21 protein-coding genes are annotated in these 23,890 nt (G+C 43.7%); 12 read left to right on the top strand and 9 right to left on the bottom strand.

From position 1 onward, the window contains the following. Positions 1 to 68: 68 nt before the first annotated feature. The 4 genes from VGB26_03855 to VGB26_03840 all read left to right on the top strand — a co-directional run bounded on the left by VGB26_03855 (position 69) and on the right by VGB26_03840 (position 8,939). Positions 69 to 2,354: a DUF3105 domain-containing protein gene (locus tag VGB26_03855; protein ID HEX9756919.1), complete on the top strand. Its 2,286-nt coding sequence runs from the start codon at positions 69 to 71 to the stop codon at positions 2,352 to 2,354. A 337-nt stretch (positions 2,355 to 2,691) separates the two neighbouring features. Then, the gene (locus VGB26_03850; GenBank protein HEX9756918.1) at positions 2,692 to 5,910 is read left to right on the top strand and encodes an Ig-like domain-containing protein; all 3,219 of its coding nucleotides are present in this window, start codon (positions 2,692 to 2,694) and stop codon (positions 5,908 to 5,910) included. A gap of 93 nt (positions 5,911 to 6,003) precedes the next feature. Next, positions 6,004 to 8,340: a DUF3105 domain-containing protein gene (locus VGB26_03845; GenBank protein ID HEX9756917.1), complete on the top strand. Its 2,337-nt coding sequence runs from the start codon at positions 6,004 to 6,006 to the stop codon at positions 8,338 to 8,340. Beyond that, on the top strand, positions 8,337 to 8,939 hold the full coding sequence (locus VGB26_03840) for a tetratricopeptide repeat protein (GenBank protein HEX9756916.1): 603 nt from the start codon (positions 8,337 to 8,339) through the stop codon (positions 8,937 to 8,939). Before VGB26_03845 ends, VGB26_03840 begins: the two co-directional genes overlap by 4 nt. 26 nt (positions 8,940 to 8,965) lie before the next feature. Here the strand turns inward: VGB26_03840 and VGB26_03835 are convergent, their stop codons facing one another. The 4 genes from VGB26_03835 to VGB26_03820 all read right to left on the bottom strand — a co-directional run bounded on the left by VGB26_03835 (position 8,966) and on the right by VGB26_03820 (position 12,612). Next, on the bottom strand, positions 8,966 to 9,661 hold the full coding sequence (locus tag VGB26_03835; GenBank protein HEX9756915.1) for an SUMF1/EgtB/PvdO family nonheme iron enzyme: 696 nt from the start codon (positions 9,659 to 9,661) through the stop codon (positions 8,966 to 8,968). A gap of 186 nt (positions 9,662 to 9,847) precedes the next feature. Beyond that, positions 9,848 to 10,966, bottom strand: coding sequence for a two-component regulator propeller domain-containing protein (locus VGB26_03830; protein ID HEX9756914.1), 1,119 nt, complete (start codon positions 10,964 to 10,966; stop codon positions 9,848 to 9,850). 237 nt (positions 10,967 to 11,203) lie between these two features. Then, positions 11,204 to 12,037 (bottom strand): alcohol dehydrogenase catalytic domain-containing protein, encoded by an 834-nt coding sequence (locus VGB26_03825; GenBank protein ID HEX9756913.1) that lies wholly within the window; start codon positions 12,035 to 12,037, stop codon positions 11,204 to 11,206. Positions 12,038 to 12,159: 122 nt separating this feature from the next. After that, positions 12,160 to 12,612: a DUF5069 domain-containing protein gene (locus VGB26_03820; GenBank protein HEX9756912.1), complete on the bottom strand. Its 453-nt coding sequence runs from the start codon at positions 12,610 to 12,612 to the stop codon at positions 12,160 to 12,162. A gap of 91 nt (positions 12,613 to 12,703) precedes the next feature. Between VGB26_03820 and VGB26_03815 the strand changes: the two genes are divergently transcribed. The 7 genes from VGB26_03815 to VGB26_03785 all read left to right on the top strand — a co-directional run bounded on the left by VGB26_03815 (position 12,704) and on the right by VGB26_03785 (position 20,126). Next, complete coding sequence (locus tag VGB26_03815; protein HEX9756911.1) at positions 12,704 to 13,288, top strand: GDSL-type esterase/lipase family protein; 585 nt, start codon at positions 12,704 to 12,706, stop codon at positions 13,286 to 13,288. 4 nt (positions 13,289 to 13,292) lie between these two features. Next, complete coding sequence (mazG, locus tag VGB26_03810) at positions 13,293 to 14,081, top strand: nucleoside triphosphate pyrophosphohydrolase (protein ID HEX9756910.1); 789 nt, start codon at positions 13,293 to 13,295, stop codon at positions 14,079 to 14,081. A 141-nt stretch (positions 14,082 to 14,222) separates the two neighbouring features. After that, positions 14,223 to 14,420, top strand: a complete 198-nt coding sequence (locus VGB26_03805) for a hypothetical protein (GenBank protein HEX9756909.1) — start codon at positions 14,223 to 14,225, stop codon at positions 14,418 to 14,420. A 224-nt stretch (positions 14,421 to 14,644) separates the two neighbouring features. After that, entirely contained in the window at positions 14,645 to 15,865 is a 1,221-nt protein-coding gene (locus VGB26_03800) for a sigma-54 dependent transcriptional regulator (protein ID HEX9756908.1), read from the top strand. 182 nt (positions 15,866 to 16,047) lie between these two features. Continuing rightward, positions 16,048 to 18,021: an ATP-binding protein gene (locus VGB26_03795; GenBank protein ID HEX9756907.1), complete on the top strand. Its 1,974-nt coding sequence runs from the start codon at positions 16,048 to 16,050 to the stop codon at positions 18,019 to 18,021. After that, positions 17,993 to 19,354: a sigma-54 dependent transcriptional regulator gene (locus VGB26_03790; GenBank protein HEX9756906.1), complete on the top strand. Its 1,362-nt coding sequence runs from the start codon at positions 17,993 to 17,995 to the stop codon at positions 19,352 to 19,354. The genes VGB26_03795 and VGB26_03790 overlap by 29 nt, the downstream gene beginning before the upstream one ends. 52 nt (positions 19,355 to 19,406) lie before the next feature. Then, entirely contained in the window at positions 19,407 to 20,126 is a 720-nt protein-coding gene (locus tag VGB26_03785; GenBank protein ID HEX9756905.1) for a hypothetical protein, read from the top strand. Positions 20,127 to 20,133: 7 nt separating this feature from the next. Here VGB26_03785 and VGB26_03780 read toward each other — a convergent pair whose 3' ends face one another. The 4 genes from VGB26_03780 to VGB26_03765 all read right to left on the bottom strand — a co-directional run bounded on the left by VGB26_03780 (position 20,134) and on the right by VGB26_03765 (position 22,282). Continuing rightward, positions 20,134 to 20,541: a CBS domain-containing protein gene (locus tag VGB26_03780; GenBank protein HEX9756904.1), complete on the bottom strand. Its 408-nt coding sequence runs from the start codon at positions 20,539 to 20,541 to the stop codon at positions 20,134 to 20,136. A gap of 126 nt (positions 20,542 to 20,667) precedes the next feature. Further along, positions 20,668 to 20,805: a hypothetical protein gene (locus VGB26_03775; GenBank protein ID HEX9756903.1), complete on the bottom strand. Its 138-nt coding sequence runs from the start codon at positions 20,803 to 20,805 to the stop codon at positions 20,668 to 20,670. A 182-nt stretch (positions 20,806 to 20,987) separates the two neighbouring features. Further along, a complete protein-coding gene (locus tag VGB26_03770) occupies positions 20,988 to 21,947 on the bottom strand; it encodes a hypothetical protein (GenBank protein HEX9756902.1) in 960 nt (319 codons plus the stop codon). Positions 21,948 to 21,949: 2 nt separating this feature from the next. After that, positions 21,950 to 22,282 (bottom strand): multidrug efflux SMR transporter, encoded by a 333-nt coding sequence (locus tag VGB26_03765; GenBank protein HEX9756901.1) that lies wholly within the window; start codon positions 22,280 to 22,282, stop codon positions 21,950 to 21,952. A gap of 344 nt (positions 22,283 to 22,626) precedes the next feature. Here VGB26_03765 and VGB26_03760 point away from each other — a divergent pair, with 344 nt between their 5' ends. Next, positions 22,627 to 22,986, top strand: a complete 360-nt coding sequence (locus VGB26_03760) for a cupredoxin domain-containing protein (protein ID HEX9756900.1) — start codon at positions 22,627 to 22,629, stop codon at positions 22,984 to 22,986. An 18-nt stretch (positions 22,987 to 23,004) separates the two neighbouring features. On the opposite strand, the gene VGB26_03755 is transcribed toward VGB26_03760, so the two are convergent. Further along, positions 23,005 to 23,832 carry an SDR family oxidoreductase gene (locus VGB26_03755; GenBank protein ID HEX9756899.1) on the bottom strand — a complete coding sequence of 276 codons (828 nt, stop codon included), beginning with the start codon at positions 23,830 to 23,832 and terminating at the stop codon, positions 23,005 to 23,007. Between the last annotated feature and the right edge of the window lie 58 nt (positions 23,833 to 23,890).

Below are 23,890 nucleotides of genomic sequence, written 5' to 3'. Positions count from 1 at the left end.
TGTGCGCTTAAGGTGAGCGTACAGGCCATTTCTTTAGGATGGGTGTCCTGAAAAGGTATGGTCATACAATGAAAAAATTCAGAAAAGGTTTCGTTCTATTGGTTTATAGTTTATTCTTTTCGGCTATACCTGTGTTATCGGAGGCGGGAAAGGTTCCCGTAGGATTTGTTGCCAATGCGGGAAATAATAATGTTCAGATCATTGATTTAAATTCGGGAAAAACCCTTACCAAGTTATATACAGGTGCCTCTCCCTGGAGATTACTTTTTTCCCCGGACCAGAGGGAATTATGGGTTCAGCATTGGTATTCAGAGAACACCGTTGCCGTAGACCTTCCCAGTTTAATTGTTTCTGGGCAAATCCCAGCCAGGGGCCCAGGAATTTTTAATGAAAAGGGAAACCTTTTTTGGAGCTACTCATGGCCTGGAAGTATCTTGCAGGCCTATTATGTGAAAAGTTTTAAGGCAAAAGACCGGATTCAAACGGAGGTCAAATTACCTTATGAGTTGGCACTGGCCTGGGGTGAAAAAAATCTCTATGTGGGGCAATATGATCCGATTTCAAAGGGTGACAAGCGGGTTTATAGCTATGTTCTTTCCTATCCGATGGGAAAGGAAAATCCCGCGGGAACCAGTATTCCCACGGGGGACAGTTCCATTCGGATGCAAATGGACCCTACGGGAGAGTTTCTGGTGGTTGCCAACGTGGATGGAAGCGAAATTACTCTGATCAATGAACACAACGCCAGAGCCAAAATAACACTTGTACCAGGTCCAAGAGACGTCATTTTTGCTGGGGAGGAAAATTTAATTGCTATTTGTTGGAAAAAGGGAGAAAGGGTTAGTGAAATATTAACTATGAAGGTTGACTGGGGAAAAAGGCCTTGGCCAGAATTTAAACCGGCTTTAGCCAGGAAATTCCGGGGGGGATTAGTGACAGCAAAACTGGCCCCCTCAGGAAAAGAGCTCTTTGCTTTAGATCAATTGGGTGAAAATCTGGTGGTTTTTAATTTAGAGACATTGGAGGAAATTCGAGCGATTCCGGTAGGTGATGTTCCTTATGATTTTGTTATGACAGAAGTTGAGGAGAGGGAACGTGATCGATGGGGGAAAAAAAGGGAAAACCAAATCAGACTGGAACGTATTATCCGCGGAATAAAAAAAAATGGTGCCTCCTTTCAAGAGTTGAGTTTTGTGGAAAAGTTTAAGCCGGTTGAAGAGAAGCCCAATCCCCTTGAAATTGAAAAAAAGGAAAAGGAAAAAGAAATAGACCCGAAAAAGATCCGCACCTTTTTTAGGGTACCGGATAATTTTCGCCAGGAATTTCAAAATGGGGGGGCGAGGCTTGCTGAAAAGGGATGGGGGATAGCGATTCCTCCAGGGGGTCAGTTTTATTCACTTCCCCGGCAAGATTTGAGTTACTTACTCTATGCAATTAATTCTCTTTCCGTTGAAGAAGTTATTCGCCATATGGCCGGGGATGTTTCCGGAAGCCCATTTTTAAAAAATGGTATTGCTGTAGATATTCTTGGGAATGTAAAGGAAGGAGATCACAAATATCATGTAATAGGGGCCAAAAAAACCGGTGAACAGGTTTCTCAGATTTGGATTGATGCCGAAAAAATGATTCCGGTTAGTCTGATAGAAAAATTTCCCATTATGGCCAATCCCTCCCCTCATGAAGGAAGTCAGATCCCAAAAGGGATTGCTGAGACCAAGCTACTATATGAAAAGGTTCAGGAAAAGTATTTTCTTCCTGTGAGGATGATGAGGTTGATGGATGGCAGAGTTATTGGAAAGGTTTATCTTGAAGATATAAGAATTAATCCCGGGCTGAAAGATTTTCATTTTGATTTAAGCCAATTGGGAGGTTTAGGGATTAAACCTGAGAAAAAAATGCTGGCTAAGACCGTTTCTTTACAGAAGGAACCTGGGCGGACTGTTCCGGGTTTGGGGAATGAGCATATTGATCATCCAATAGTGCCCCATGAGCCTTATAACAGTAATCCCCCAACCTCAGGGCCTCATACCCGTTATATCGCAGAGTGGGGCGTTCATGAAATCCCAATCCCACTTGAGGAACAGGTTCATAATCTTGAGGATGGGGGTGTTTTGATTCAATATAATTGTCCTGATGGTTGTGATCCGTGGAAAAAACAAATGGGAGAACTTGCTAGAAAATATGATAGGCTTGTGGTTGCTCCCTATCCTTTAATGGATTCAAAGCTGGCTTTAACCGCCTGGGAAAAAATTCAAATATTTAATGATTATGATGAAAATAAAATAATTGAATTTATTGATGCCTATATAAATATTGACCATCATCCCTCAAAACCTGAAAATAAAAATCAATAATAAATGAAAGATTTTACCCCCTTGTGGGACTATTCCCTTGCTCATGAAAATTTTAAATATGAGTTAATAATTTCATTAGATAGACCTTAATATCCTCATTTTTAGGTTTATTTTGGTATTAAAAACCCCAAATTTAATACTAAACTAGTACCAAAGCCCCATTGACAATTATGTCAAAATAGGTCAAAAGAGTAAGAAACTTTTTAATTGGGATTCTAATCCCAATAAGGGTTAAGTCGGAGTGACCAACAGAAATGAGGTAGAGGTTTTATTATAACAATGCTTAGCTGTTTTTATGGGCTATTTAAAGAGCAAAAAAAATTTAGGGGGATTGAAAATGGGTTTAAAGAAAACATCGATAATAGGTTTTCTAGGCTTTTTAGCCATTACTTTTTTCCTCTTGGCTTTTGTCTCCAATTCATTTGCGCGGCACGGGGAGCTTCCGAATCGGATTCCCGAGGCCGCTCCTTATAATGTGGACGAGGCGGCGTTTTTTCCTCCTCCTTTTGAAGGGGACTGGACGGGTACCAACAGCCCTGGTACGTGCGATGGGTGCCATACACGGATTTGGAATGATTGGAATGGATCCATGATGTCCAATGCGTGGCGGGATACGGGTTGGAGAGGCGCCTTCCTTTTGGTGGCCCGTTTGACCGCGACTGATGGAAACTGTGATACACCCAATCCTCCGGATGCTACCACCAGGGCCCTCATCAATCCCTTTGCGGACGGAGCGAATTGTTCATCAACCTTTGATATAGGAACCACGATCCATCAAACATCTGGTTCCGGTTCTTTGATGGATGATTTCTGCTCACGATGCCATATGCCAACCAATTATACCGATCAGGTGGATTTGGCGGGGGTTGGGCCCGATACTCCCTCTGGTTTGGAACATGGGCCTGTAAGCCCAACCTTTGATCCCACATCGGACGACGGGACGGGTACCGCCTTTGCCGAGGTCAGCGCACAATTCCGTAACACCCTAAGCGGGCAACAGGGAATTTTCTGCGAGGTTTGTCATACCAATGTGGAAACAAGATACACGCCCTATCATAACTATGTTAAATCCGGAACGGAATATGTTCCTGCTTTAGGAACAGGGGATCGAGACGCGCTTGTGACCCCCCCTGATACGTTAAATGAACCGAATCCTACGAGCGGAAATTTAGGGTATGGGATCGGGGCGGGGGCTTTTCGATTATCTCCACATGGCATTGGAAATCCTGAGAGGTTTGGTCCTTTAACCTGGGATGATTATACAGCTCAAATAGATCCTTACGTGAGCGATGTATTCAATATCAATATAAATTACCAACAGGGTTCTTTTTCAGGAAAACATGATGGATATTACCATGTAAAATTTGAACGGTCCGAATTCTGTGCTGCCTGTCATGATGTAACAAATCCCATGACTATCCAAAATGCCCTCGGCAATTGGGTAGGCGGTTTCCCGATTGAGCGGACCTACACCGAATGGTCCCATAGCCGTTATGCAGACAGGGCGGGGAATAGCAATTTTGATCCCGCTTTTAAGCGTGATTGCGAAACCTGTCACATGCAGCAGGATTACGGCCAGCCGGGAACAGCACAAACATTATATGTAAGTGGGAACCCCGTTGCCCCGATCGATACTACGGATGGTACGGTGTGCAGTTCTGGCCCCACTCGACCGGTTTTCTTCACTCATCATTTCGTAGGGGGGAATTCTTATATCACTCAGATGGTTGGTGCGGATATCAAAACTAGTGGAGCAATTGAACCTTATCCAACTCTATCAGTTAATAGCTTTTCATCGGCGGATGATACCAGTATTTACCATAATGCCTATTGGGAAAATGTGACAAACAAAGGAGCTGATACCCAACACCCGCGGTTTGCTTGGGACCGGATGCGTAACGTCCTAGACATCAGCCTTTCTGGCCCGGCGAGTGCAGGGGCCGGTACGAACCCCGCACTTAATCTAAGTGTTACCAATAGCGGAAGCGGTCACAATTTCCCAACAGGTTTCCCTGAGGGACGAAACGCCTGGGTTTCGGTTCGTGCGTATGATTTGGCAAGCGGAAATGAGCTTCAAATTCAAGATTCCTTCTGGAGCCGAACCTCCCTAGGGGTGGGATATCTGAATGCGGCAGATATGATCGATCCAAATTACCCCGGGTGTAACTGGACGGTTCCGGCAGGTTCAGCTGATCCATATTCACGGCAATTTAAAGCCGTTGCCTCTCTCGGTAATGGCTGTCCCACGTTAGATTTACCTTACGCCACTCCGTTAAACATGGTGGTGAACGCAAATAATATGCCGATTGATTCGGGTGGCACGGTCATTGACCGAAACAATCCGCTTGGTCTTCCCCAATATAATGACCTGGATGGAGATGGTGACCTGTTTGACGATGCCTTCCTGGTTGATTCCCGTCTGCGCCCATTGCCCAATACGGATGCGACGGCAACACTAAACCGGTATTCCGTGGTGATTCCTCCTGGAACGGTAGGACCCGTTGCAGTTACCGCGGCGGTTTACTTCCAAGCCTTCGAAGCGGTTGTGGCTGAGAAATTCCTTGGAAATCTAGCAGATACGGATACCGATTTTCTCCTTGAGCCCTGTGTGCTAAATGGGGCCTGTGACGGGCGAACACCCACCGTTGAACCTGCGGTTGTAGAAGGTGCACCTGCGCTCCCTATGGAGGTCAAAAATGTGGTGATCAACATTACAGGTCAAACCGACACCACCCCGCCTGCAATTCGCACCGATATTTCCGGTTTTTATCCTCCCAACGGGGCGGTTGATACTCATATCGATGTGGTTCCGAAGGCTTTCTTTACAGAGCCTGTTACTGGAATTGATAACACAACCTTCACACTTGAAGATTCAGGAGGTGTTACCGTCCCGGCTTATGTGGATCAGATTAATGACGGTGTATGGGCCATTTTCCCCCATGATGTGGTCCTTTCTGGTAGGGAAAACTATACGGCCCGAATCGCCGGGGGAAATGTGGTCTGTGATTTTAACAATAACTGCATTGCCAGTGAAATTTCCTGGACCTTCAGAACAGCCCGAAGTGCTGATCAAGGAACGGGAGATACCTCAACTCCTCTAGGGTATCCTGTGAGTGGCCCAACGACAACTACAACTACTACAACCACAACTACAACCACCATTTCTACAACAACGACAACTGGGGGCACAACGACAACGACTACCACAATTCCAGGTGGTGCTCCAACTGTTACCAATATAGATCCTGCCGATGGAGCGAAAAATGTTAACCGAAATACGAATGTTGTGGCTACATTCTCAGAACCTGTTACCGGGGTGGATACAAACAGCTTCCTTTTAAATGAGGGTGCAGGTAGTGGAGGTAATCCATGTGACACACTAGGACCTAGCGTGGCTGGTGTTGTCAGTGGAGCCAATGATGTGTGGACTTTTGATCCCAATCCAACCTTGGGCTCAAAACAAAATTACTGTGTGAGAATTACAACAGCCGTTCAAGACTTGGGCGGAACTCCTATGGCCCAGGATTTTACTAGCACTTTCAAGACTGGCAACTAGTATAAAAACTGCTCAAATTGATATTCGAAGGCCTGTGTGCTTATAATTGCGCACAGGCCTTTTCTATCTTTTTCATCAAAGGGAGTGTTTTCAATGATGAAACTTTTTAGTCGCTTGATCGGAATCGTTTTTCTATTTATTTTGTTTGGCTTATCAGGGTTAATGGGCTTCACCTTCCCTTCTTTTACTAAGAAAGTTCCTGTTGCATATGTGGCAAACGGTGCCAACAATAATATCCAGGTAATTGATCTTAATGAGGGAAAAACGATCAAAAAAATTTATTCAGGTGTTGCCCCCTGGCGCTTGATTTCTTCCCCCGATGGTAAACAACTTTGGGCCCAACATTGGTATTCCGAAACAACGACGGTCATTGACTTAAAAAGTCATGAAATAATATATTCACTTCCTTTTAGAGGGCCGGGGGTTTTTTCTCCAAATGGGGAGCAGTTTTTAACGATGAATTGGCCTAGTTCCGCCTTTCATAGAATCGATGGAAAATCCTTCAAAACAATTGAACAGCGGATGATTGATGTTAACCAGGTTTATGATATGACTCCAGACCCTGAAGGGAATAAACTCTACATGGTTCAGTATGACCCTATGACCAAAGGGCCAAGGGAAAGATATGGATATATGGTGTCTTTTCCCATTGGTGAAGAGGATTCCAGCAAAGCGGTTCAGCTTTCCTACCAAACGGGCAGGAGTCCCATTAGTATTAAAGCCTCCATTAAAAACCCCTTTCTCTTTACCGCAGATCTTGAGACCAGTCAGCTAACCCTCCTCAACCGCTTGGGTGATGGTCGAAAGGTTTCTTCTTGCCCTTTCCCCCGGACAGTAATCCTTTCAAAGGACGAGACCCGAATGGGTGTTCTTTGCTGGAAAGGAGAGGGGGCAAAGCGCAGCCATATCATAAGTTACCAGATCGACTTTAATAAACGTCCCTGGCCTTCGATTACGGAAGAGGCAAGAACGACGCTTGAGGGGGGCTTAGTGGCTGGAGATTTTTCACCCTCTGGGGATCGTCTTTACGTACTGGATAGAAACAACAAACGTTTATTGGAAATAGACCCCAAAAACCTTACCGTTTACCGATCTGTGACAACTGGGGATCATCCAATGGATGTGAGAATAATCGAAATTCCCAAAAAAGTTCGAGACCAGATTGGCAAAGAAAAAGAATTTGATCGCAAAACCTTGAAAGAAGTTATGGCCAAGATGGGGAAAACGAGCAATTCTTTTAACAATATTTCCTGGACCGAAAAAGTGACGTGGACAGAACCCGGTTCCGAAGAGAAACACGGAAAAACAGATGATGCTAAAATTTCTAAAGGGGTTCAAAAAACAAAAGAATTGAAAGTGTTTCTTAAAAGTCCGGATGGACTCCGAATTGAAAACGAAAAGGATGAGATTCGCTTGGCAAAAGAGGGAACGACCATTTCGATTGATCCCGATGGAAAATTTTGGGTCACTCCCCGACAGGATTTAATTTCCGTGGTGTTTTCAATGCCCAACCTTTCCTCTGATGAAGCCATCCGGACCTTAGCGGGAGATGTTCCCGGATCTCCTTATCTTCGGACCGGTTTTGCAGTGGATCAGGTAATGGAGGTGAAAGAAGGGGACCACCATTATTTTGTAATAGGAACCCAAGTGGAGGGGGAAAGAGTTTCTCAACTCTGGGTGGATGCAAAGACCGGGTTTCCTACCAACCTGGTTGAAAAATTCCCTGTTTTTTCGGGGAAAGGGCATGGGGAAGAAGGAGGTTTTGGAGGCCTTGTGGAGACCAAGTTTTATGATTATGAAAAAATCGACGGGGGTTACAGGTTTCCTAAACGGTTGGAGCGTATCATTGATGGAAAGCTAACCCAGCATGTTCAAATTGAAAAGGTAAAATTCAATAATGATTTTTCCAAAGACCAATTTGAATTAAACCGCCTTGGAGGAATCGGTTCAAAACCTTCAGACAAACTGGTCCTTCCCGTGAAAACCAGTATCGGCCAGGAACAGCCGGGCCGTTATGTTCCCTCTCTGGGGAATGATCATCTGTCCTATCCACAAGAACCCCACACACCTTATAACAGCAATCCACCAACCTCTGGTCATCATCTTCCCTATGTTGCGGATTGGGGGATTCATCCCGTCCCTGTTCCCCTCGAACTTCAAGTGCACAACCTGGAGGATGGGGGAGTATTGGTCCAATATAATTGCCCTGATCCTTGCCCGGATATGGTTCAAATACTGGAAAGAAAAATGAAAGAGTTTGAACATGTTATATTGGCCCCTTACCCCTTAATGGATAACAAAATCGCTTTAACCGCATGGGAGCGGATTGACACAATGGATAAATTGGATGAGGATCGAATTTTAAAGTTTATTGAGGCCTATGAAGGAATCGATCACCATGCAAAAGAGGTGGCAAAGGAGCAGCCTTGAAAACATACGTCTTTGCGGGAATCTTAGGTGTTTCGGTCATCGGGGTGGCGGTTTTGCTTCTCAGCAACATTGAACATAAAAACGATTCCAATGATGGCCTAACAAGTCCTACAGCCCCTCCAATTGAAATAGGCAATGAAATCCCTCAAAACCATCCTCAAACGAACCCGATGGCCCAAATTCAAGCACTGCGCGCCCGTTTGGATCAATACCCGGATGATCGGGATGCCCTCATGGCCTTAGGAAATGCCCAAATGATGATTAACCGTTTTGATGAGGCAACAAAATTATATGACCATTTATTGGAATTAGAACCAAAACATTTGGACGCAAGAAATAACATGGCCTTGGCCAGGTTGGAGCAGGGAAGAATTCCTGAGGCTGTGAAACTTTTGGAAGAGAACTTGAAAATTGCCCCGGATAACGGGCCGGCACTCTTAAATTTGGGAATTATCTATCTGGATAGCACTAAAGATCAGAAAAAGGCATTAGAAACGTTTAAGCATTATCTGGAAACCCACCCCAATGAACCCGAGTCACCTCAAATTCGCCAAACCGTCGAAAAAATTCAGATCGCTCTGGCTCACCCCCCAAGATAAAATCTTCCGTTACTTTGACCCATAGGTTACATGGCGCATCGAAACCCTATATCACGAAAACGCCGGATGGGTAATTGAAAGAATCGGTAGGAGGTTCTATAAAAGTGAGAGACTGTATAATGTCCTGCTGAGCCTCCCCAACTGCTGTTTCGAACCACTTTAAACTTTTCTCCATAAGCTTTAGAGGAATAGGTGGCCCCGGGGTAGGGTTTGTACCAATTGCTTACCCATTCCGATACGTTACCGGCCATGTCATAAATACCGTATGGGCTAACCCCTTCGGGGTAGCTTCCCACCGGCTTTAAACTGGTACCCCCGATGTTACCTTTTTTCTCATCGAATTGGTTCCCCCAAGGAAACTCTCGGCCATCGGTACCACGGGCGGCTTTTTCCCATTCCGCTTCGGTGGGAAGCCTTTTTTTTGCCCATCTGCAGAATTGTTCGGCTTCAAACCATGTGATTCCTGTCACCGGCCACTGTTCCTGTTCCGGGGGGAAATTCCCTTCGGGCCAAGTGGGGGGTGGAGGAGTGGCCGTTTTATCAATGAAACCCCGGTACTCTTTGTTGGTGACTTCGTAAATATCCATTTTGAAAGCAGGTTGGAAAACGGTTCGTTTGGGATGTTCATCTAAAAACCAAGGTTTGGCGGACCCGAATTCCACTCCTTCCTGGGTCTCATCCGTTTTATCGCTTCCCATGATAAATTTCCCTGCTGGAATCATTACCATTTGGCCAATAGGGGGGGGTGATTTCTGGGTTTCTTCCGAAATGGGTTCGCAGCCTAAAATGAGAAGAAATCCGATTAATAGCCCATAGTGTGTTTTTTTATTACCTCTTTTTAGGAAAGATTTAAATAAAAAAATATTCAAAAGAATTTACCTTACCAATGAGTATTGATTGGGAGAGTTTTATTCCCCTACGAACTGAGTTAGCCCTCGTCGTGTTCCAAACCATTTGGTGCCATTGTCTTCAAGCAGAATACTATACACAAAGTTATCAAGGAGGCCGTCCTTTTGTGTGTATTGTTTCCAAATTTTTCCGTTAAAAACGCCGACTCCTTGATCTGTTCCCGCCCAAATTTTCCCCTGTTTGTCCGTTTTAAGGGCAAGGACAAAATTACCGGGAAGGCCATCTGCAGTGGTAATTGTTTTCCAGTTTTTTCCATCAAAACGGGAAAGACCTGTTCCCCAGGTTCCAAACCATTTGGTGCCTTTTTGGTCGATGACAATGGAAACAACATAGTTGGGGTTTGTAATTCCAAGGAGCTTTGAGGTGTCCGAATGGTGGAGGGGGTTTGTGGAATATTTAGGGTCTTTAATACTTTCTTTCAGTTCGGCCCCTAAACCGTCAGCATGGGTATAGCTTTTCCATTTTGTTCCATCAAAATGGGTCACTCCCCCTTCGGTTCCAAACCAAAGTGAATTGTCGAGATCCACTCCCATGGCATAGACCCATTTGTCAATGAGTCCCTCCGATTCCGAGTAGGTTTGGAAAGAATCCCCATTAAAACGGCTGGCTCCTTTCCACGTGGCAACCCACATCTGACCTTTTCGATCAAAGGCAACATCATACACCCACAGATCTCCCAAACCCTGCCCAGGGTTATACTTGGTCCACTGGTTTCCATATACAAGGGTTGAACCATAGCCAAAAGGGGTGTAGGTTTTCCATTTATTATTCTGGAAGTGCATGAGACCGCCTCCGTAGGTTCCAATCCATTTTGAACCGTCCGGCCCAATTTCAATGGTGTACACTCCATTGCTGAGTAAACCGCTTTGTGTTTTGTCTGCAGTGTATAAAATATGGTTTTTCTCCGTTCGGGTGTCGTACCGAATTAACCCGTGCTGCATTCCAACCCAAAGGTAGTTTCCTTCTTTGGCCAGGCTTAAAACCCGGGAATTGGTCTTAAAGCTTTTCCAGGAGGGTTGAGGAGAGGAATTGGCGGTTTGGGAAGCAAACGAGGAAAAAATGAGAGACAAAACTCCAATGGTTCCTAGAATTAAAAGGAGAATTTTTTGTTTTTTCATTAGGGCCTCATTATATAGTCCAACCTTTTCTAAATTTCTAATGATCCAGGAAAACTTTTATGGCTCTTTGTGGAAGTGAGTTAATAAATTCTCTCATTCCCGCGAAACCTGTCCTCGAATGCCTCTATCGGGGAGCGGGAATCCAGAACCTGTTAATTTTACACTAACTGGATTCCCGATTAAACATTCGGGAATGACAGCAAGGGAGTTTTTCAACACACACCCCTTGAAATACCGTTATTTGAACTCTACGATTACCTTTAATACCCCTGGTTTTTGGGCTTCTTCAAAAGCCTTCAGTCCTTGTTCAATAGGAAACCGGTGATGAACCATGGGTGAAAGGTTTATGTTCTCTTCGGATAGCATTTTTAAGGCTTTCGGAAAGGGCCCGCAACGGGATCCTACCAAAGAAATTTCATCCACAACCAAGGAGGAGGCATCGATATTGAGGTGGGATGAATAGGTACTTTTCATGATCAGTGTTCCCCTGGGCCGCAGCGCCTTTCGGGCGAGCAAAAAACCCTCCGGATTTCCTGTACATTCGATCGAAAAATCATAAGACCTTTCTTCCAAATCCTCTGGTTTCAATGTGAGGATGTCAAAATCGGAAAGAAGTTGTAGTTTTTTTTCATGTTTCCCCATGATATGAAGAGTGCAGCCGGTGTGAAAAAGGGTTTGGGCAATCAGAAGACCCAATTTTCCGTCCCCGACGATGAGAACCAAGTCTCTTTTCTGAATATGAACCTGTTCCTGAATTTCCAATGCGGCCGCAAGGGGTTCGGTAAAAACAACAAAATCATCGGGTATTTGTGAAGGGACTTCATAAAGGTTTTCACTGGGAAGGGAAAGATATTCTGCAAAAGCCCCATTCCGATTTACAATTCCCAAAACCGTCCTATTCTCGCAATGGGCCGTCCTTCCATTTTCACAAGCCCAACAAAGATGACAAACGGCGTTAATTTCTCCAACGACTCTTTTCCCCAATAGATTTTTTGGACCTTTTTCGACCCTTCCTACAAATTCATGGCCAAGAATTCCGGTAAAAGGGTAATACCCTTTTAATAGTTCCAGGTCCGTATTACATATTCCCGCCTTTAAGACACGAACGACGGTTTCTCCAGGTGAGGGAGTGGGGGGGCCAGGTCACCCCGGAAATTGAGTGTTTTTTTTCTAACCAAAGACCTTTCATCGCTTTAGTTTTTAATGGGCGCTGGGGGTACTGGGCGACCCTCTTCAATATCAATGAGATCCACCCATGTGGAAATATCGGTTCGATCTGGAGCCACCTTATTTCGGATTTCAATAAAATGCTCCATACTTTCCGGGTTATTTGGCTTACGATTTAAAAAAGAGTCATTCCATTGATCTACGCTTTCGATGGGGTGTCGAGTTGAGTTTTGTTGAACCCATTGAAGGATTTCCTGATCGTCTTGGTTTTGAACCGCTTCGTAGAATTTTTCTTCATGAATATTTAAAAAATCTAATAAAGATTGGTCCAGTGGGCAGGGGTAAATGTATTCACACAGAGAACCAGCACCTTTAGACCGGGCTTTATCAACCATTCTGGCAAGGTGGAAAAAACCTCCCAGTTTCTCTTTGGGGCTCCTTGGAAATTCTTTTGACAGGTCTAAAATTTTTGTAGTCATCAAAAACTCTCCTTGTTTACCCTTTTAGGAAAAGGTTATAATTCAACAGTTTATCTCAAATAAGAGATAAACATCAACCGGGAAATCCTCTTTGCGAATTGTAACCTTTGGAAATAGCTTAACCGTTGGGTTTCAATCCCCAACACCCGAAAACCCTATGGGAGAACCCACCCCGTATGGTCTTTTTCTTCATGAATTGATGGGGGAAAAGAGTGAAATTCTAGTAATGGGGGTCAGCGGGGAATTGACCTCTGAAATGGTCCAACGGCTTGATCGGCAAGTGATTCAACAGAAACCGGATTATGTGGTGATTTTGGGAGGATCTAACGATTTGGGTTGGGGTCTTCAACCGGAAGAGATTATGGAGAACCTAATCCTTATGTATGAGCGTGTTAAAGAAAAGGGCATACAACCCATTTCCCTTACGGTTCCTTCAATTCGTGGTTTTGATGCCATGATCCCCCCGAGGAAAGTCCTTAACAGCCTCATGATGGAATATAGCCAGTCCAACCATCAACCCTGCGTGGACCTTTTTATGGGGACGGCGGAACCTGAAACCTTTCGTTTGGCCGAAAAATATTCCAATGATGGGCTTCATTTTACCACTCAGGGTTATCGGCGAATTGCGGAGTTGCTTTATCAACAATTTTTTAAAAATATCCAAGATAAGGAATAGGAGAATGTCAGAAAATTACCAACGTGTGGTTAAAATTATGGAAACCCTCCGAAGCGAAAAAGGCTGTCCATGGGACCGGGAGCAAACCCGGGACTCCCTCAAACCTTTTCTTCTGGAAGAGACTTATGAGGTGTTGGAGGCGATTGAAACCGGAGAGCCCAGTGAAATTAAGGAGGAGTTGGGTGATCTGCTTCTTCAAGTAATTTTTCACGCTGAAATTGCAAAAGAGCGAAAAGAATTTGATATTGAAGATATCCTTTTACAATTGCAAGAGAAGTTAATTCGACGGCATCCTCATGTTTTTGGGGATGCCATGTCAAAAAACTCCCAAGAGGTCTTGCAGAAATGGGAAGAAATTAAGCGTGGGGAGGAGAAGAATAAAAAGAGAAAATCCGCTTTGGATGGGGTTCCAAAAGAATTGCCCGCTCTAATGCGGGCCCATCAGCTGCAGGGAAGAGCCGCAAGAGTGGGCTTTGATTGGAAAGAGCAGGAACCGGTTTGGGAAAAAGTCTGTGAAGAGTTGAAAGAGCTTGAGACGGCCAAAAGCGAAGGTCAAAAAAAGAGAATTGAGGCCGAGCTAGGGGATCTGTTTTTTGCCTTGGTGAATTGGGCGCGGTTTATGAGAATCGACCCTGAAGAGGCGTTACGAAAAACCAACCAACGGTTTTATGACCGCTTTCATTTCATTGAAAAGGAAGCGAAGAAGGAGGGGAAATCACTTTCTTCCATGACCCTTTCCGAAATGGACTCTCTTTGGCAAGAGGCCAAAAAGGCCGAAAAGGATATTTTTTAGCCGATTATTAGTGAATGTATCCAACATATGTTTTTATTAATTCAATAAACCCAAACCGTTATTCCCGCGTAAGCGGGAATCCAGGTAAGGAAAACTGGATTCCGGGTCAAAGCCCGGAGTGACAGTTAAAATAAACGGTTTATGTTTCAATTCACCAAAATAAAAATCGCTTTCATCCTGATGCTTTTAACTGTTTCCATGGGTTGTGAAACACTCTATCATTCACTTTGGGGAGGACAATGTTATCAAGATTCCCGAGAACACCCGGATTGTGAAGAGGTCCTCTCCTACGATGAATATGAAAAGGAAAGAAAGAAGCTTCTTAATGAGAAAGATTAAATTGGTTTCCTCAGAAACACTCCTGTGGATAAAAAAAGGCTCTTAACCACCACCCCCGGTGGTTTTCCACCAATTTCTACCTATTTGATAAGTATAGTAAATATAATAAATATAAAAATTAAGTCTTTTCTTCTGGTTGAAAAAAACCAATCCATTATTAAAGTAAAAACTTAAGAAACCATATTCATCTTTCTGCATTAACAGATTAATCCTGTAAATTTAAAATGTTGGCATTCCCTTTGCTCTATATATTAGGTGATGATCCTAAATCCGTTCCTATTTCATTTAATTCCAAAAAAAATTCAAAAGTTAAAAAAATGGCTGCCATTTATCCTAAAACTTTTTTTAAGGTAAAACCCTTTCCGGATGTTTCGCCCTCTCAAGAAGTCTTTGGCCAAAGGGATTTTGGGTTTCTTCTTTCCCAGAGTCCCAAAATGGAAAAGATTCTCCGAGTCATTACAAAAGCGGCGCTTTCAGATGTAACGGTTCTGGTTTCTGGGGAAAGTGGTTCGGGGAAGGAGCTGGTGGCACAAACGGTTCATGCACGGTCCCTAAGGCGGGAAGGGCCGTTAGTTAAAGTATTTTGTGCCGCTTTACCCGACGGTCTATTGGAAACAGAGCTTTTTGGTTATGAACAGGGGGCTTTTACAGGGGCGGAGCGGAAAAAATTAGGAAAGTTTGATTTTGCACACCAAGGAACCATTTTTCTGGATGAAATCGGAGAGATTCCTTTTTCTCTTCAAGGAAAATTATTGCAGGTTTTACAAGGAGGCATTTTCTCCAGAATCGGTGGAAATGCCGATGTGAAAGTAGACGTGCGGGTGGTTGCAACCACCAATAAAGTTATGCGAAAGGCCATTGAAGTGGGGACCTTTCGGGAAGACCTATTCTATCGGTTAAATGAAGTTGAAATTTACCTTCCGCCCTTGCGTAAGAGAAAGGAAGAGATTCCATTTTGGGTTAATTTTTTTATTGTAAAATTTAATCAGCGTTTCAATAAACATTTCTCATCGATCTCCCCAGATTTGATGCAGCGATTTATGATGTATGATTGGCCTGGTAATTTAAGAGAAATTGAGAATTTCATTCAAGAACTGGTTCTTCTGGGGAATGAGAAAGTTCTAACGGAAAGACTAAAACCGAAACCTGGGGAAGAAACAAATTCAGAGAGTCCTCCCAAGTCGCTAAAGTTTCAGGGGGAGAAGAAAAGAGTTCCTCCGCGGTTAGAGAGCCCGTGGTTAAACGATCTTTATCCGACTCTAAAAGAGGTTGGCCGGAGGGCGGCCCGAAAGGCGGAACGGGAACTCATATGGGTCATGCTGAATGAAACCCACGGAAATCGAAAAGAGGCCGCCCGGCGGTTGGAGATTAACTATACAACTCTTTGCCGGAAAATATCACTATATAGTTTAGGGGGTCGAGAAAGTAGATCTTCCTGGGTTTAGAGGGGAGCTGTTTTTCCTTCCTGATTTATTTTACTGATTAGAACCTAATTAGTTTATAACACCGCTGGAAATAACGATTTTTCTTGACAAGGGCTTCCAGAAGAATATGATAGGTAAAGTTTCCCCCCCTTTTTCAAATAGGGGATCCTGAGGTCCAAGGGATATCCTGAGAGGAGCGTCCCATGGTTCGAATATCCTCCCAACAGGGGCTAAAAAAGAAATTTGTTTTGGCCCTTCTTGTTGCTGGGCTCCTTCCCGGCATCGTCGCTCTTTTTGCAACCTACCTTTACAGTAAAAAAATTCTTACACAATCTATTGGGGTAAACTTTCAGGAAATTGCCTCAGCCGTCGCTAAAAAAGTAGAAATCATTATTAATCATGATATTGAGGATGCGCAAACCTTAGCGCTTTCTCCTGCCATTCGAAAAACCCTTGAAACGGTTCTCCATGGGAAAGGAGAAGGATTTCAGTCCGAAAGAAAAGGGAGGGTTCAATCTGTGCTGGAAAATCCAGCAGCTGACCAATTCCGAGCCCTTGAACGCCAGCGGAAGGGGGAACTTGAGTACAACAATATATTAATTGCTGATCCCAAAGGAAGGGTGGTAGCGGCCCTTCGGAGTCCAGAGCAAACCTTTTATTCCGAAACCGTATGGTTCCAAAGCAGTTTCCACAAAGGAGAGGGGGCAAACTTTGTTAGCAATCTTTATTTTGATGAAGGGAGAAAGAATTATTTTTATGATGTTGCCGTTCCCATTTGGGACGAAAAAGGAGAAGAGGTGAATGGTGTTTTGAAAATGGGAATTCCCCGGGATAAATTGTTGAAGGCCATTTTGGAAGTCCGGGTTGGGAAAACAGGCCACGCCATGTTGGTCAGTTCCCTAGGGAATCCGCTGATCTGTCCTATCCTGCCGCCAACCGACCATTTGATTAATGAAGGATTAATGAAACAAATCTCACAGCCACAGTCTTCATGGGGGGTGGCGGATGATGACGGCCACGGGGGAACGGATTCAATCGTAGGGTTTGCCCCCATTGCCTTTAAGCGACCATTGGATGCTTTAAGCCTGGACCAAAATAACTGGTATGCCTTTATTCGCCAACACCCCAGTGAATCTTTTGCTCCGGTGTATAGTCTCCTGACCAAGGTGGGCATTCTGGGGTTTGGGTTGGTTTTTGTAATCTCTTCTCTGGGATACCTGGTTGGAAAACAGATTGTGAAACCCATTCTTCTCCTTAAGGAACGGGCACAGGCCATTGGACAAGCCAGCTATTCACTGGCCACCCAGGACGTTCAACATTTAAATAGCCACCATTTCGGGGAGCGGATTGAGGTCAAAAGCAGTGATGAAATTCAAGAACTGGCCCAGGCGTTTAATCAAATGTCTCTTGCCCTGGAAGAAAGTCTCCACACCATTAAGAAACAGCAGAAAGAGTTGGTGGTGAAAAATGAACTGGCGTCCATTGGGCAATTATTAGCAGGACTGACCCATGACCTTAAAAATCCCCTTGGTATTATTCGTAGTTCGGCACAAATTTTAAACGACAAGAAAGAACCGGCCAAAGTTAAAAAGGAAGTGGGTCGGTATATTATTGAGGAGGTAGACCGTTTAACCTATCGAATTAATGATTTTTTGCGTTTTGCCCGTCCCCGTCCTCCGGATAACAAGCCCGTCCATTTAGAAAAAATCATCGAACGATCCCTGTGGCAGTGGGCGGCCCAAGGAGAAGACTATGGAAAAATCAAATTAATTAAGGAAATCTCCTTTTCCCTCCCAATGGTCAATGTGGACCCGGAACACCTTTTAGAGGCTCTCTTTAATTTGTTAAACAATGCTCGGGAGGTCATGCCCGAAGGAGGAACGGTTACCCTTCGTGTCTGCCAAAACCAGGAGGGATTGTTGGAAATTTCCATTCAGGATACAGGGGAGGGGATTGCCACGGAGGATATGGGTAAAATTTTTGACCCCTTCTTTACCACCAAGGAATATGGAATCGGGTTAGGCCTGACCAACGTGAAGCGCTTAATCGAAGACAATGGGGGCCGAATCATTGTTCAAAGTCAAAAAGACCAAGGGACGACGTTTACCATTCTTTTCCCTCCTTGTCACGAAACTGAAGGTGTAAAAGATGATTCAAGCCAAGTTGCTCATTATTGAAGATGATCAAAAAATGCGGCGGCTCCTGGAACTTATTCTACGTCAAGAGGGATATGAAATTATAACCTCCAGCGGAGGGGCAGAGGGAATCAAAAAACTTCAGGACAATCCCTGTGATTTGATTTTGACCGACCTTCAAATGGAAAAAATGGATGGAATGCAGGTGTTGGACCATGTGAAAAAAAATCACCCCGGTATTCCAGTTTTGATTATTACCGGGTATGGAACGGTAAAAACGGCGGTGGAGGCGATGCAACGGGGTGCATTAGACTATATCACCAAACCCATAGACAACGAGGAATTGAAGCTAATCATCCGAAGGGCCCTCGAGGTTCAAAATATCACCCTGGAGAATAAGACCCTATCCCAAGGGATTAAAAGGAAATTTAGCTTTGAGAGCATCATTGGAAATTCACCCCCATTATTCCTCGTCAAAAAACTGGCTGAAGAGGTTAGTAATACCGGAATGACGGTCTTGATCACGGGAGAAAGCGGAACCGGGAAGGAACTTCTTGCCCAAGCCATTCATTACCGGAGTGACCGGTCCCGTTTTTCAATGGTGCCAATTAATTGTGCCGCCATTCCAGAGACCCTATTGGAAAGCGAACTCTTTGGTTATGAGAAAGGGGCTTTCACTGATGCGAAAATTTCCAAACCCGGCCGAATTCTTCTGGGGAATAAGGGAACCATTTTTTTGGATGAAATTTCGGAAATCAGCCCCAGAACCCAAGTAAAGCTCCTCCGGGTTCTACAGGAAAGAGAAATCGAACCCCTGGGATCTACCCAACCGGTGAAAGTGGATGTCCGGATTATTGCAGCGACCAATAAAGATCTTATGGAGTTAATCAAGCAAGAAAAATTCCGAGAGGACCTATATTACCGGTTAAATGTTTTTCCTCTTCACCTTCCCCCCCTACGGGAGCGGAAAGGGGATGTTCGTATTTTGGCTGAACATTTTTTAGAGAAATTTAATATTGAAATGGGAAAAAGGTTTAAGCATTTTTCCGAAGAAGCGTTAAGAATTCTTGATGATTACCCTTGGCCGGGCAATATCCGTGAACTCCAAAATACCGTAGAACGGGTCCTCCTGACTTGTAAAGGAGAAGTGGTGGAACCCGAGGATTTACCGGATAACCTTGGGCAAATTTTATCCAATTTAATACAGCCGCCTTCTCTTTTATCACTGGGGCTCTCTATAGAAGATATCGAAAAAAGAGTCATCGAAGAGGCTTTGGAAAAAACCCAAGGAAATGTTTCGGATGCCTCAAGGCTTTTGGGTGTAACACGAAATACCCTTCGCTATCGGATTCAGAAATATGGGCTTCAGGGATAATTCTCCTGAGAAGCCGAGGGCCATTTTTATATGATCTATAAAGGAGACACTGGTGGAAATATTAATATTTGGTAATAATAAATTGGAGATCCATTTTGGCCGATCCCCAGAAAACGGGCTGGAAATTTCTTGTAAAGGGAACTATATTTTAAATTATGAACGGATCGAACAGGAAATTACCTGGAAAGACCTGATCCACCGAACAAAGCCCTGCTGGATTGCTTTTCTTTCCGAGGAATCTATAAAAAAAGATTTTAAAAATAGCTGGACCCGTTTCAAAAAAGAACTGTCTTCCTTGGTTACTTCCGAAGGGGAAAGGGGATTGCTTCATGATTATTTTGAAATTTGCGAAAGATGTTTTCCAGATGACGGACAACCCAAGTCTTCCATGGAAACCTTACGTCATCCGGCTTTGATTCCTCAGGTGTGGTTAAATTGGATTCATTTTACACCCGAGAATAATGTCCGTTCTAAAAAAGTTAAGCAAGAACCCTTCCAGGTGGATTTTGTCCTGTTTTATTCCGGCCGAAAAATTGTTATGGAGATCGATAAGGTGATTTCTGTGGATGAACAAACGGATAATGGAAACCGGTCCGAGAAAAACCAGTCCGATCTGAATCTGGAAAAATATACCGAGAACCTTAAAAAAGACCGGTGGCTTCGCCGCCAGGGGTGGGAGGTTTGGAGATTTTCTGAAGCTGAAATTAAAAATAAAAATTTTGGGTTGTGGGGAGCGTTACAGGAAATGGAATGTGAAGATTTATTTTTTTGAGAACCGTTTATTTTTCTTTCAGGCTACCGATGCCATTATAATAGACCTTGAAAAAGCGGAGAAGGTCTCGGACCGAAATTATTCCTATAATTTTCCCGTTTTCGGTTAAGGGAAGATGGCGTATTCCTTTATCTTTCATTAAATCATTCGCTTTTTCAGGTTCTGTTTTAATCTCCAGACTAATAATCGGTGTGGTCATAATTGATTCGATGGTCACCTTTTTGGGGTCTAGACCTTCCGCTGCCGCTCGACGGGTAACATCCGTTTCACTGAAGATTCCCACATATTCCCCATCCTTGACCACCAATAAGGACCCGATTCGTTTATCCCTCATAATCTGGGCGGCCTGTTGAAGGGAGGCATTGTACTCCACAGTGACAATTTCACGATTGACCAGTCTGTTTAGAACGTCCATTTTTCCTCCTTGTTTGTCATTGCTTTTTGGTTGTTTAGCGTTTTGACCCCCGGTCGCATTGCCACACATGCCACCTTGGGAAAAAGGTCACTTTTTTATTCCCATAAATATTTTTAATTATATCGCTTAATGGGGATTTTGGGTAACTATTTCATAAACGTCAATTACCAACAAGGTAAAAATCATCTCTTTTACCGGGATTTCATTCACCGCAGACACTTTCCATTGGGGAATTCCGGGTTCATAGGAATGGGTTAAATCCACAGATCTATTCTTTTCAATGAATTTCTATGAGCCTATGGAGCCCATTTTTTCCTGTCAAACAACACAACCCAGGAGTTTGGCCATGAAATGATAAAGGGGGGGGAAATAGGTACTGAATATTTTTCGAGTTCCAATGAATCTCAAAATGAGCAGTTTGAGTATGCCAATTTTGTGTATTGGGATCAATGAACCAGTGTTTGAGTAGAGGAGTCCCAGCGCCATTCGGCCTCGTCTCCAAAGAGGTGAACGCCCCCTAACCAACGGGCAATCCCATTTTCTTTGATATTATCGCTCCTTCCCGACAATATCTCACGGCCTTTTTGTGTCATCTGAACGGTTAATTTTGAATGGGGCTTTCCCAAACTTCGCCATTGTCCATCTCCCCGAATTGAAAGGAGAGGTTCATCCCCTGTGGCCAGATGCTGTAAATATGGCCAAAACATTGTTATCCCCAACCATGGATTCTCCTCTTTCTTTTGAACTGCTTCAAAAATGCGAAAGGGTTGGTATTCTCCCATTGAAATGACCTCCAGGGAAAAGCGTTCGGTTAAATTCAATCCATTTTGTTTTGAGGGGAATTGTTGAAGATGTCGAATTAAGGCCCCTTTTAGATAGGGAAGGGAAGAAGAATCCTGCTTGGTTATGCTTTGGATTTTGGAAGGGTTTGAAGAGCAAAACGCTTTCCATGTTTTTTGGGCCAATTCAAATTCCTGAGGGGTGACGGGGTGCTTTTTTTCAAATAGGATCTTCAAATTTTTTGAATTCATATTCCCTAAATGTTTTCCGGAATAAATGAGTTCAATTTTGGTTTTTCCTAATGCCTGTTGTGAAAACCAATTCAAAAGATAGATGAGAATAATTTGATCAAATAGGCCATGTTCAAACCAAAGGATGACTTCTTTGTGGTTTAAAAATTCTTTTAAATTTTCATCCTGTTGAGAGAGGCAATTTAAAGCATAATCTAAAGTTATATTATAGAAATCCGAGGCAAATTTAGCACGGGTTGCCCTCCATTGTTCGCGGGTTAGCCCGGATGGGGTCGGGCCCTGGCATAGAGGATCCGCCCACTTCATGTATTTCCCGGGAAAGTTTACCTCTTTTAATTTGTACAATATATCATCGCCACAACGAATGTGTAACATGGCTACCTCATGTTTTGAGTCGCTTCACCCAGGTTTAAACCAATGACACCCAGGATAATTAGGCCCAAAGAAAGTAGTTTCAAGCTGGTTGCGGGCTCTTTAAACCAAAATATTCCCACCCCAGCAATTAATGCGGTTCCAATTCCTGCCCAAAGTGCGTAGGCAATGCTGAGATTAATGGTTTTGAGGGCTACGGTTAATGATCCGAAGCTTAACCCATAAAAAATGAAAATGAATAAAGAGGGGGTTATTTTTGTAAAACCATGAGATATTTTCATTGATACGGTTCCGGCTACCTCCAATAGGATCGCGAGTAAAAGGAAAAACCAGCTCATCCAGTATACCTCCCCATTTAATTCAAAATGGATTGAAAAAAAACTAAAATCTGTTGTAAAAATAACAGGTTAAGATAAAAACCTATTTTAAAAATTTAAGTGTGTAATTGAACATAGCGAAATTGAATTTTCCTGTCAAACCTAATGTATGATGAAAACTTTTTTTCTCACAGACCCTTTTTTAAAGGTTAATCTTTTAAAAAATAAAAATACAGGTTTTTGGAATAGGATAGGTGGCTTTCACCCTTAATGAAATTAGAATTGCCCCTTGATAAAGGAATATTGACTCTGATCAATGATCCATGATAAACAAGCGCCCAACCCTAAAGAAAAGGAGGATACTCATGTTTGGAAACACAATCCAGAAAGCGTTTATTGGGGCATTCCTGATATCCCTTTCCTTTTTTCCCCTTAATGCTCACGCCGATGAAGATTTTAAATTGATTTCGGTTTTGGTGGGTGAAGGGGGAAATATTTGGCTGCCTTCAACGATCATTGTTGAAAAAGGCAAAGAAGTCAAACTAAGCCTGAATAACCTGGTGAACAAGGAGCATGGGTTTACCATCGAAGGCCTTGATGTGAAAGAGGTCATTAAGGCAGGCGGATCTAAGGAAATTTCCCTCAAACCTGCTAAAGCAGGGGTTTATCGGTACTTTTGCCATCTCCACAAGGGACATGTTGGGGGCCAATTGCTGGTACAGTAAATGGCAGGAGCCTCTTCTTTATTTTTCTTTTAAAAAAGCCTTTAAAAGGTCAGGATGCTGGACAGCAAGACGGTTAAAAGGATTGTCGGATAGGGATTGCCCCCCATCGATTAGGACGCAGTTTCCCGTAATGTAGGCCGCGGCATCGGACAGTAAATAGCAGGCCAACAAGGCCATTTCTTTTGGTTGACCAAATCGTTTTAAGGGAATTCCTGAAAGAGTCATTTCTTCAATGGTGGGATCGGGCATAAGTGCTTTCCAAGCTCCCTCGGTTGGGGTGGGTCCTGGGGCAATTGCATTCAGTCTGATATTGAATTTTCCCCATTCCACAGCCAAAGAACGGGTCAAATTTAACACCCCCGCTTTAGCAACTGCAGAGGGTATAACATAGCTGGCCCCCGTTTCCGCATAATTTGCGAGGATATTTAAAATCACGCCTCCCCCCGTTTGGATCATATGTTTCCCCACCGACAAGGTACAATAAAAAGTCCCATTGAGAACCGTGTTCACAATTGCATTAAAACCATTGATGCTCAGGTTTTCGGTAGGACATAAAAAATTCCCCGCAGCATTGTTGATGAGCCCATCAATTTTCCCAAACCGTTCCATGGCTTTTCCCATCCCCTTTTTTACTCCTTCCGCATCCCGAACATCCAAGGGGAGAGTTAAAATGTTTTCCTCAGAGCCCAATTCGTGAGCTGTTTTTTCTAACCGTTTCGAGGTTCGGCCTATCAAAACCAAGTTGGCTCCTAACCCCAGCAATTCTTCTGCCATGGCTTTTCCCAGTCCGCTTCCTCCGCCGGTAGTAACGATGGTTTTGTTTTTAAATAGATTGGGTTTAAACATTTCTCAATTCATGGGATATAGGGAAAAGACGAACATCCGTTCCTGGAGTTTTTATTGA

This window comes from Nitrospiria bacterium, assembly GCA_036397255.1.
Lineage (GTDB): Bacteria > Nitrospirota > Nitrospiria > DASWJH01 > DASWJH01 > DASWJH01.
This window is presented reverse-complemented; position numbering and strand designations above follow the sequence as displayed.